12 protein-coding genes are annotated in these 10534 nt (G+C 71.5%); 2 read left to right on the top strand and 10 right to left on the bottom strand.

Annotation, left to right across the window (positions count from 1 at the left end):
- Nucleotides 1–257: 257 nt before the first annotated feature.
- Nucleotides 258–1640: an MFS transporter gene (locus CFP66_RS45990; RefSeq protein ID WP_198962144.1), complete on the bottom strand. Its 1383-nt coding sequence runs from the start codon at nt 1638–1640 to the stop codon at nt 258–260.
- A 92-nt stretch (nt 1641–1732) separates the two neighbouring features.
- On the opposite strand from CFP66_RS45990, the gene CFP66_RS45985 reads away from it, so the two are divergent.
- Nucleotides 1733–2353, top strand: a complete 621-nt coding sequence (locus tag CFP66_RS45985; protein WP_094931877.1) for a TetR/AcrR family transcriptional regulator — start codon at nt 1733–1735, stop codon at nt 2351–2353.
- Here CFP66_RS45985 and CFP66_RS45980 read toward each other — a convergent pair.
- Complete coding sequence (locus CFP66_RS45980) at nt 2343–3623, bottom strand: M24 family metallopeptidase (RefSeq protein ID WP_143517629.1); 1281 nt, start codon at nt 3621–3623, stop codon at nt 2343–2345. The two genes, CFP66_RS45985 and CFP66_RS45980, sit on opposite strands and share 11 nt — an antisense overlap.
- 14 nt (nt 3624–3637) lie before the next feature.
- Complete coding sequence (locus tag CFP66_RS45975; RefSeq protein WP_094931873.1) at nt 3638–4366, bottom strand: SDR family NAD(P)-dependent oxidoreductase; 729 nt, start codon at nt 4364–4366, stop codon at nt 3638–3640.
- A 100-nt stretch (nt 4367–4466) separates the two neighbouring features.
- Between CFP66_RS45975 and CFP66_RS45970 the strand changes: the two genes are divergently transcribed.
- Nucleotides 4467–5333, top strand: coding sequence for a helix-turn-helix transcriptional regulator (locus tag CFP66_RS45970; protein ID WP_094931871.1), 867 nt, complete (start codon nt 4467–4469; stop codon nt 5331–5333).
- 72 nt (nt 5334–5405) lie between these two features.
- Here the strand turns inward: CFP66_RS45970 and CFP66_RS45965 are convergent, their stop codons facing one another.
- From CFP66_RS45965 to CFP66_RS45935, 7 genes are all read right to left on the bottom strand, one after another.
- Nucleotides 5406–6353 carry a cyclase family protein gene (locus CFP66_RS45965; protein ID WP_094931869.1) on the bottom strand — a complete coding sequence of 316 codons (948 nt, stop codon included), beginning with the start codon at nt 6351–6353 and terminating at the stop codon, nt 5406–5408.
- A 16-nt stretch (nt 6354–6369) separates the two neighbouring features.
- A complete protein-coding gene (locus tag CFP66_RS45960) occupies nt 6370–7146 on the bottom strand; it encodes a carboxymuconolactone decarboxylase family protein (RefSeq protein ID WP_094931867.1) in 777 nt (258 codons plus the stop codon).
- 90 nt (nt 7147–7236) lie between these two features.
- Nucleotides 7237–7944: a GntR family transcriptional regulator gene (locus tag CFP66_RS45955; protein ID WP_233160289.1), complete on the bottom strand. Its 708-nt coding sequence runs from the start codon at nt 7942–7944 to the stop codon at nt 7237–7239.
- A 2-nt stretch (nt 7945–7946) separates the two neighbouring features.
- The gene (locus CFP66_RS45950) at nt 7947–8846 is read right to left on the bottom strand and encodes an NAD(P)-dependent oxidoreductase (RefSeq protein WP_094931864.1); all 900 of its coding nucleotides are present in this window, start codon (nt 8844–8846) and stop codon (nt 7947–7949) included.
- Nucleotides 8839–9231, bottom strand: a complete 393-nt coding sequence (locus CFP66_RS45945) for a carboxymuconolactone decarboxylase family protein (protein WP_094931862.1) — start codon at nt 9229–9231, stop codon at nt 8839–8841. The genes CFP66_RS45950 and CFP66_RS45945 overlap by 8 nt, the downstream gene beginning before the upstream one ends.
- Nucleotides 9224–9625, bottom strand: coding sequence for a cupin domain-containing protein (locus tag CFP66_RS45940; protein ID WP_094931860.1), 402 nt, complete (start codon nt 9623–9625; stop codon nt 9224–9226). The genes CFP66_RS45945 and CFP66_RS45940 overlap by 8 nt, the downstream gene beginning before the upstream one ends.
- A gap of 3 nt (nt 9626–9628) precedes the next feature.
- Entirely contained in the window at nt 9629–10531 is a 903-nt protein-coding gene (locus CFP66_RS45935) for an NAD(P)-dependent oxidoreductase (RefSeq protein ID WP_094931858.1), read from the bottom strand.
- Nucleotides 10532–10534: the final 3 nt, after the last annotated feature.

Here is a 10534-nt window from a genome sequence, read left to right as displayed (position 1 = left end):
CCGGGCGTTGGGGATCTTCTCCCACGACAACCCACCCAGCACGGCGGACAACTCCGGCCCCGGCGGCAACGCGACCGCCCGGTCCACGAGGTCCACCACATCGGCCATGAGTCGAACCTACGTTCGACCCCCGACAGAACCACGCCGGATCCAGACCGCCCAGCACACCGAACCCCAGTTCACCCGACACGCCCAACCACCGACGACGGAACGTGAGATCCCGCGGCAACGGGACCACAACCACATCCGCGGCATCGCTACGCGGGCGCCTGCAGCGACGCCTCTCCGCGTTTCAGGCCCGCCCTCTCCCGCTCCTTCTCACGGCGGATGATCAGCGCCAGCACCGGCACCAGCGCGACGCCGACCAGGGACGCCGCGGCGATCGTGTAGTACGGCGCCATGAGGCTGCCCGTGGCGCTCTCGATGAGGCCGTAGACGAAGGGGCCGACGAAGCCGCCCACGATCCCGATCATGTTGATGAAGGCGAGGCCCGCCGCCGCCATCAGGCCCGACATCCGCGACATCGCGACCACCCAGAACAGCGGCAGGGTGCCCAGGGCGAAGAAGTTCGCAACGTAGATCAGACCCAGGCTCAGCCCCACGCTCGTGGAGAGAATGAAGGTCACCAGGATGAACAGCCCGGCGCCGGCGCACACACCGATGAGGGCGATCTCGTGGCCGACGCGACGCTGGAGCCAGGGGAAGAACAGCACGCCCGCCAACCCCGCGATGCCACCGCCGCCCGCCACGACCCCGATGAGGAACGGGCTCTCGATGCCGAGCGACTGCACCAGCGCCGGGAAGTTGAACCCGATGCCCGCACTGATCGCCTGGTTGATGAAGTAGATCGCGGCCAGGAGGACCACGACCGGGCGCCCGAACGCGAAGCGCAGGTTCCCGCGCAGGTGCGTCCGCGACGGTTCGTCGCGCCCCACCGCACGCTCGGTGAGCGCGGCCGCCTCCTCCGTGGTGAGCCACCTCGCGTCCGCGGGTCGCCCGGGCAGCACGAACCAGACCAGCACCCCGATCAGCACCGTGACGATCCCCTCGACGAGGAACATCCACTGCCATCCGTGCAGGCCGCCGACGTCGTCCAACTCCATCAGCGCTCCGCCGATTGGCGAGCCGATGAAGATCGCGATGCAGGGCGCGGTGTAGATCAGCCCCACCACCATGCCGCGGTGCTTCTGGGAGAACCACAGCGTGACCATGTACATCATGGCCGGGAACAGACCCGCCTCGGCCGCGCCGAGCAGCACACGCAGGGCGTAGAACGACAGCTCGTTCTGCACGAACATCATCGCGGCGGAGACCGCGCCCCACGTCACCGCGATCCGGGTGATCCACAGTCGGGCGCCGACCCGGTAGAGGATAAGGTTGCTCGGCACCTCGAGCAGGGCGTAGCTCAGGAAGAACAAGCCCGCGCCCAGCCCGTAGGCGGCCGCACTGAGCCCGATGTCGGCCTCGAGGGCCGTCTTCGCGAGAGCGACGTTCGTCCGGTCGACGTAGGACATGAAGTACGCGATGCCGAGTATCGGCAGCAGCCGCGTCATGGCCTTCTTGGTCGCACGTTCGTGCAGCAGGTCTGTCGCGCTCGTCATCGGGCGGCCTTCCGGCGTCGACTTCGGTGTGGATTCCAAAGGCCTGTCACCTGCGATACTACTGAGTATCACGGTAAGGTCGGCCGTCACGGGGTGTCAACAGCCGGAGTCTGACGAGCCAGGAGGAACCGATGAGCACGAGCCCGGAGGTCGAGGCCGGCGCGCGGAGCAGGATCCTCGGCGCGGCTGCGGAGGCATTCATGCGCAACGGCTTCGCCACCACCACGATCGACGACATCGCCCGGGACGTCGGGGCCACGAAGGGCCTGGTCTACTACCACTTCCGGTCGAAGTTCGACATCTTCCTCGCGGTGTACGGGGAGGGCATGCGTCGTGTCCGCGAACGGGTCGAGCCCCATAGCTGCGGCGACGGCACCGGCCACGACCGGCTGGTCGCCATGTCGATCGCCCACCTGCTCAACCTGATGGAGGACCTCGCCTACCACCACGTCGTCCACCAGGCGGTGCGGGGTGAGCCGTCGGCCGCCCTCAAGTCCCGCCAGCGCGAGACGTTGCGGGACCTCAACCGGCTCCGCAAGGACTACGAGCAGATGTTCCACCGCGTCGTGAGCGACGGGATCGACGACGGCTCGTTGCGCCGTGTCGACGCCCCCCTCGCCACCAGGACCCTGCTGAGCAACCTCAACGCGGTCGACATGTGGTACCGCAGGGTCGAGGGCCAGACCGACGACGACCGGCGGGAGCTGGCCCGCCGGATCGCCGACCTCCTCATCGGCGGCCTCACCGGCTGACCGCGGGGCTCCCTCCTCGCGCCCGCAGGATCTGCGCCGTATACGGGTTGAGCTCGATCGGCGCGTCCTCGCCGATGACCACCGTGCCGCCGATATAGGCGAGGTGCCGTCCGAAGACGTAGTTGGGCTCGAGGGCGAAGCTCATCCCGGGCCTGAGCTCGATGTCGCCGGAGAGCGTGCGGTGGTCGGCCTCGGGTGGGTAGGCCTCGGCGCCGGCCATCTGCCTGCTGGCGTCGGCGGGGAAGCCGCTCACCGCGATCATCGGGTTCAGCGCGTGCAGGCAGGGACCGAACTCCCAGCCGTCGGCGGCGATCAGCGGCTTGCGCATGGCGTCGACGACATCGCCGAACGTGCGGCCGGGACGCAGCGCCTGCAGGCCCGCGTCGTAGGCCGCGCGGGCGACCTCGGCAGCACGCCGCAGGTCCTCGTGCGGCTCCCCGATGGTGATCGTGGCCTGGTGCTGGGTGTGGCGGGCTCCGAAGTGGGAGAACACCTCGGCGGAGATGATGTCGCCGTCCTGCAGGACCCGCGGAGCTTGGGGTCGGTAACCCCACTGCGGCAGGCCCGAGGCGAGCGGATTCGGGCCCGACCAGAAGTGCATGGCCGCGGGGATCGTTCCGCGCGCATATCCCGCGGCCATTCCCGCCGCGTACACGACGCTCTCGGAAACACCTGCGGCGGCGGTCTCGACCATGGCGCGCACCATCGCATCGCCGATGCTCGCGGAATGGCGCACGACGGCGATCTCCTCGGAGCCCAGCGGCATGATGAGCCGGAGCAGGGCCATGCCGACCGGCGTGAACTCGACCGCGGGGAACTCGTCCAGGACGTTGTTCCAGAGCCGGTGGGGCACGATGCCCTCGGGGTGCCACGGCGGGTGGACCTCCAGGCCGACGACGCCGATCCTCGCCCGCCCCAATCCGAGCTCGCTGAGGCACTCACCGATCGCGCGGGAGTCGCGGGACGCCCGGATGCTCCGTGGCGGGATCCAGATGACGTCGCCCCGGCGCGTGGATTCGAGGTGGTCCTTCGTGAACATCTCCATCGGGAACAGCGCGACCGGCTCGCCGTCACGGGGAAAGACGATCGTCGTCCCGGCCCGGCCGTTGGTGAACCACGTGTCGTAGGCGAACGGCGCCGGGCCCGCGTCCTCGTGCTCGCCGAAGACGAGCAGCGCGTCGAGGCCTTCGCGCTCCATGAACCCGCGCGCCAGGTCCCAACGCCGATCGCGCTCCGCCATCGAGTACGTCGGTACCTCCAGGTCTCTCATCCCGTTCTCGGCGGTCACCACGGGAGGGCGCCGTCGCGGTCGCGGTACTGACCGGTCGGCCCGGGTGAGGTGGTGGCGAACTCGACGATGGCGTCGGTGCCCTCGGTGACGGTCTGAGTGCCCTGGTTGCGGTTGAGATCAGTGGCGGTGAAACCCGGATCGGCCATGTTGAAGCGGACCTCCGGAATACCCCTGGCGTACTGGGTGGTGATCATGTTGAGGGCCGCCTTGGAGGCCGGGTACATCATCTGGGGGAAGGCGTCCTTCCGCTCCCCGTCCGCCGTGACCGCCTGCGACCCGGCACTGCTGGAGACCATCACCACCCGCGGGTCGTGCCCGGCGCGCAGCAGCGGCAGGAACGCGTGGGTGACGCGGACCGGGCCGAGCACGTTGACGCGGAAGACGGGGATGAGGTGCTGCGGCAGCGTGTCCTCCGGGCCGATGAGCTCACCGGTGACCCCGGCGTTGTTGATCAGCACGTCGAGGTGGTCCGTGGTGTCGCGGATGGTCTCGACGGCGGCGGTGACCGAGTCGTCGGAGGTGACGTCCAGCGGCACGAACGTCACGTCCGCGCCGCCGGCCGCCAGCCGCTCGGCGGCTTCGCGGCCCCGGACCTCGTCCCGCGCGCCGAGGAAGACCCGCCAGCCGAGCTCACCGAGCCGCCGGGCCGTCTCGTGGCCCAGGCCCTTGTTGGCGCCGGTGATCAGAACAGTGGTCGCGGTGGCTCGAATCGATTCACTCATGGCTCGACGATGTCCCGGCGACGCATCGCTATCCAGACACGCTCGAGACTGGGAGCGACCGTCCCAGCCTCACCGGAGCCGACGGGAGGAGGATGGGCCCGTGGACCGTGTCGAGCTCGCGAACGTGCTCAAGGCCGCGCGCGCACGCCTCGCACCCGAACAGGTCGGCCTCCCGGCCGGCCCACGACGGCGGGTCGTCGGCCTGCGCCGCGAGGAGGTGGCGCAACTCGCCGGGCTCAGCGTCGAGTACGTGGTCCGCCTCGAGCAGGGCCGCGGGCCGCACCCCTCCCCCCAGGTGATCACGGCGCTCACCCGGGCACTCCGGCTCGAGCACGACGAACGCGACCAGGTCTTCCGCCTCGCCGGCAGCGCACCGCCGCTCGCCGACCGGGTCGAGATGTCGGTCCGGCCCAGCATGCTGCGACTGCTCCGACGGCTCACCGACCTGCCCGCGCTGGTGCTCTCGGCGAAGGGTGACGTGCTCGCGCAGAACCCGATGGCCTGCGCGCTCCTCGGCGACCTGAGGCGCTGGCCCGAGGGTCAGTGCAACATCATCTGGCAACGGTTCCTCGGCACCGGCGTCGCCCGGGTGGCACCCGACCCGCAGGAGGACGAGGCGTCGGCACAGCAGTCGGTCGGGGTGCTGCGCACCGCGCTCTCGCGCTACCCGCACGACCCCGACCTGCGTGCGCTGATCGAGGCGCTGATCGCCGGCAGCGAGCGGTTCTGGAGCATGTGGGAGGAAGGGCGTTCCACGGTGCGGCGCTCGACGCACAAGACGATCGACCACCCCGAGCTCGGACGCCTCGTCCTGGACTGCGACACCCTCCTGCTGCCCGACACCGACCAGTCGATGATCGTCTACTCCGCCGCGGGCGAGCGCGAGGCCTCCGCACTCGACGCGCTGCGCGTCAGCGGCACGGACGACGGCACCGGCCTGACCACGACGCCTCCGAGAAGTGTGTGACGTCGTGATCGTCGAACACCGGTGCGGCAGGAACCGGCCGGGCTCGTAGGCCGTGCGGGGGTCGACCGTCGGTCAGAACGTGGCGATCGGGTTGACCGGGCTGCCCGATGTACCGGCGAAGCGGACCGGTGCGACCGCGAGGTGGAAGTCCCACTGGTCCAGCTCGGCGGCCGTCGTCGCGCATGCCTCCAGGTCGCAGTTGTCGAGCAGCCACAGACCCATCGCGACGAGGCTCACGGCGTGAACCGGCATCAACACGTCCGGGTACCCCGACGGCTGGACGTCCTGGGGGGTGTCGGCGCCGATCAGCGCGACCCCCCGCTCGTGCAGCCACGGCAGGCAGGACGCGTGCCAGCCGGCCTGCGTGAAGCTGTGCGCCGCACCGGCCTCGTGCCGGGCGCGGCCGTAGCCGGTGCGCAGCAGTACCGCATCGCCGGGCCGCACCCGCACACCCTGGTGACGCTCGGCCTCCTCGAGGTCCTCGGGGAACACCCCCTGCCCCGGTTCCACCCACGGCACATCGCGCACTCTCGCGACGTCCAGCAGGACACCACGCGTGACGATCCCGTTCGCCGCCGCCGTGACGGCCGCCCACCCCGATCCCGTTGCGGGGTCGACCAGGGAGTGCGAGCGCCCGTTGTACATCGTGCCGTCCCAGAAGATGTGGCACGGCGAGTCGACGTGGGTGATGGTGTTGCCGTGGAACGCGATGCCGAGCTGCTCGGACGAGAAGCCCCAGCGCCGGTCGGCGTGGAACGCGGGCACCGGCATGTTCTCCGCGCCCGGCATCTCGGCGGCGCACGGGCACGTGGTCGTCGACCGCTCCATCTCCCCCGGCACGGCGACCTCCCACGCGCACGACACGCTCCTGCCGTGGCGCACCGCCCGCGCCGCCGCCAGCCGCACCTCGTCGGTGATGTGGTTCAGCGTGCCGAGCTCGTCGTCGTCGCCCCACCGTCCCCAGTTCGACAGCGTGTGGAAGTACGCCAGTACGTCGTCCTGCGTGGGCCGCGGTCGCATCGGGTCATCCCAGCACCTACTGCCGCTCCGCGGCGAGCTCCGCGAGGATCGGCGCCGCCGTCGTCGCGGCGTGGATGCCGATGACGCTGACGATCGCGAGCACCTCCATGACCTCGCCCGCGGTGGCGCCGAGCCGCACGGCGTTCTGCATGTGCAGCTTGAGCCCGGGCACGTAGAGGTGGGTCGCGGAGGCGTCGAAGGCGATGTAGATCAGCTCCTTCACCTTCGGCGGCAGCGTGCCGGTCTTCCAGGGCACCGAGGAGAACTCGATGTAGGCCTCGAACAGGTCGGGGTCGAGTTCGAGCAGCCCGTTCCAGAACTCGTGCCAGTAGCCGCGGTTGGCGGTGAACTCGGCCTTGAGCTTCTCGCGGCGCTCGTCCAGCGGCGCCGGGCCGTCGCGCAGCCCTTCCTCCTCCAGCACCTCCAGCAGCAGCGGCACACCGATGTTGCTGGCGTGGATGCCGAGGGTGGAGGTCAGCTCGATGACCTCCATGATCTCCTCGCGGGTGGCGCCGTGGTCGAACGCGGCGGCGATGTGCTGGCGGATGCCGGGCTCGTAGAGGTGCGTGGCCGCGGCGTCGGCGGCGATGTAGACGAACTCCTTGACCTTCGGCTCGAGGTGCGAGGTCCCGGTCCAGGGCACGGCGGAGAAGTGCAGGTAGGCGCGGACGAAGGCGGGGTCGAGCTCCAGCATCCGCTGCCACGGCTCGCCCCAGGTGCCCCGCACCCGCGTGAACTCGTCCTTGATCTCCTGCTGCTCGGGGGTGAGGGCCTGCTGGTGGGTCGACGACATGGGGAACCTCCTGGAGGACGGGTCCGGGCGCGCCACGTCCGGGCCCTCAGGACCCAGGGGTGGCTCTGCCGGACTTCGGAAGGTGGGGGATCAGGAATCGGTGCGCAGGCGCGCGAGTGCCGTGCGCGCCGCGTTCTGCAGGTGGAGGGTGCAGGCTGCGGCAGCCCGTTCGGCGTCGCCCGCCTCCACCGCCTCGACGACGGCCCGCAGCTCCGCGGCGGCCTCCCGAGGCCGTCCGGGCTCGGACAGCGACGTGGCCCGGAGCAGCCGGACCCGCGCCTGCAGCCCGGCGAGCGTCTGCTGCAGCGGCAGGCTGCCCGAACCGAGGAAGAGCACCTCGTAGAAGCGGTCCTTCGCCTGCAGCTGCTCCTGCGGGTCGGCGGAGTCGGCGGTGCGCTCGATCTCGGTGACGGCCGCGCGCAGGTCCACCACGTGCTCCGGGGCGGCCCGCTGCACGAAGCGCTGCACGGCGAGCGCCTCGAGCGAGGCGCGCATCTCGTAGAGGTCGGCGGCGTCGTCGGCCGAGAGCGCCGTGACGATCGCCCCCCGCTGGGGCACCACGGTGACCAGTCCCTCGGCGGCGAGCTGGCGCAGTACCTCGCGCACGGTGGCCCGCGAGACACCCAGCTGCTCCACCAGCTCGCGCTCGACGAGCCGCTGGCCCGGCTCCAGCCGGAACCCGAGGATGGCGTCGCGGACGAGGGTGACGACCTGCTCGCGCAACGGCGCGGCGACCCGGCCGATCTGGTCGGCGGACCACGTCGGGCGGCCGACGGCCGACGGCGAGCTCCCGTTCACACTCATCCTCCCCCCGCGCTTCCCTGCTGCAACCATCGCACGATCTCGGTGTGGTCCGCATCGGGGCCCAACGCCGCGGCGGCCTGTGCCCAGAGCTCCACCGTCCGCGCCGCGTGCGCGGTCGGCGCCCCGGTGGCCTCGGCCAGCCCCAGCGCGATGCGGATGTCCTTGAGCATCAGGGTGAGCGCGAACCCCGAGTCGTACGTCGCGGGCAGGACGAAGTTCGGCCACTTGTTCTCGGTGGAGCCGCTGCGCCCGCTGGAGCCGTTCACGGCGTCGAGCATCACGGCCGGGTCGAGCCCGAACGCCTGCCCGGCCAGCAGGGCCTCCGAGCTGGCGAGCAGGTGCGCCGCGGACATCAGGTTGTTCAGCGCCTTCAGGGCGTGCCCGGCCCCGGCCGGCCCGACGTGACGGACCCGGCCGAGCACGGTGAGCAGCGGCGTGAGCCCCGCGACCGCGTCGTCCGCACCGCCCGCCATGATCGTCATGGTGCCGGCGGTCGCGCCCGTGACACCCCCCGACACGGGTGCGTCGACCAGCGTGGCGCCGCGGGCGGCCACCTCGTCGGCCAGCGCGCGTGTCCGCAGGGGTTCCGAGGAGCCCATGTCGACGAGCACGGTGCCGGGCGCGAGCGCGTCGAGCAGGCCCGCCCCGTGGACGACGGCGTCGACGACGTCGGAGTCCGGCAGCATGAGGATCGCGACCGGGACACCCTCGGCGACCTGCGCCGCGCGTTCCACGAGCGTCACGACGCCGTCCAGCCCCGGGCGGGGCGCGGCGTCGTGGCCGCGGACGGTGATGCCGGCGGCGGCGAGCCTGCGGACCATGGGCTCGCCCATCCGCCCCAGACCGACGAACCCGACGGTGCCCGGCAGCCCTCCCCCCGGAACCGGGTCAGCCATCGCCGCGCTCGGCCGCGATCTCACCGAGCACCCGCTCCGCCACGCGGAACGACTCCAGCGCGGCCGGAACCCCGCAGTAGATGCCCGCCTGCAGGAGCGCCTCCTGGATCTCCTGCTCCGTGGCGCCGTTCGTGATCGCGCCCTTCACGTGCACGCCGAGCTCGTGGTTGCGGCCCAGCGCGGTGAGCATCACGAGGTTGAGCAGGCTGCGGGTGCGCCGGTCGAGGCCGGGCCGGCCCCAGACGTCGCCCCAGCACGCGCCGGTGACGAACTCCTGGATCGGCCGGGAGAACTCGCTCACCGCCGCGAGCGAGCGCTCCACGTGGGCCTCCCCGAGCACCTCCTTGCGGATCGCCAGTCCACGCTCGTACCGCTCGTCAGCCATCGGTGGGTCCCTTCCGGTACTCGTCCTCGTCGACCTCGTCCAGCCACACGGTCGGGCCGAGCGACACCGCGAGGTGCGTCATGATCGTGTCCACGGTTCCGCCGTGCCAGTGCCGCTCCCCCGGCGGCACCCAGACCACGTCGCCGGCCCGGATGACCTGTGGCGGTTCGCCCTGGCTGCACACCCAGCCGCGGCCCGCGGTCACCACGATGATCTGGCCGGCCGTGTGGTGGTGCCAGTAGGTCCGCGCGCCCGGCGTGAAGGTCACGGAGTTGATCGTGTTGCCCTCGGCGGTCGTGGGCAGCACCGGATCGCCCCACACCGTGCCGGTGAAGGTCTCGGTGCGGGACTGGGTCGGGGTGGTCTCGGGGGCCCGCCCCCGGACGATCTGCACTGCTCATCCCTCCGTCGTGTCGTGTACGCGCACGCCGCCGGCCACGTCGCCGATGGCGTCGACGACGCGGTTGCTGATCTGGTCGCCGTAGCCGAGGTTCTCCGCGAGCCCGAAGCTCGCCAGCGGCCCGGCCGCGTTGAGGCTCGGGACGCCGAGCCGCCCGACCAGGTCGGTGTAGAGCGCGACGTCCTTGGTCATCAGCCGCCCGGTCAGGCCGCCCTCCAGGTAGTCCCCGCGAACGATGTGCGGGAACCGGTTGAGCGTCGCGAAGTTGACGCCACTGCTGGTGTTGAGCACCTCGAGCAGCTGCGTGAGGTCCAGCCCAGCCTTGCGCCCGGCGACCATCACCTCGGCGGTGGCGGCGAGGCTCACCGCGTTGAGGAAGTTGTTGAGCAGCTTCGCGGTGTGCCCGGCGCCGGGCGCGCCCATGTGGTGCACCTGGGCCGCGATCGGCGCGAACACCCAGCCGATCTCGGCCAGCGCCTCGGCGTCACCACCGGCCATGATCGTCAGGGTGCCCTTCTCCGCCGCGGCCGCGCCGCCGGAGATGCCGGCGTCGAGGTAGCGCACCCCGGCCGCGGCGGCCTCGGCGTGCAGCGCCGCGGTGGAGTCCGGGGAGGCGGTCGACAGGTCGACGATCGTCGCGCCGGCGCTCGCACCGGCCAGCAACCCGTCCGCGCCGCGCACGACCGGCTCCACCACGTGGCTGTCGGGCAGCGACAGCAGCACGACACGAGCCCGCCGCGCGACCTCGGCCGGGTCGGCGGCGGGCACCGCCCCGACGGCCTGCGCCGCGCCCGGCCGCGGGTCGAACCCGATCACCTCGATCCCCGCGTCGACGAGGCGGCTGGTCATCCGCCCACCCATGTTGCCCAGGCCGACGAACCCGACGGTCTGCTGCGCCATGTT

Source organism: Pseudonocardia sp. MH-G8 (assembly GCF_002262885.1).
Classification (GTDB): domain Bacteria; phylum Actinomycetota; class Actinomycetes; order Mycobacteriales; family Pseudonocardiaceae; genus Pseudonocardia.
This window is presented reverse-complemented; position numbering and strand designations above follow the sequence as displayed.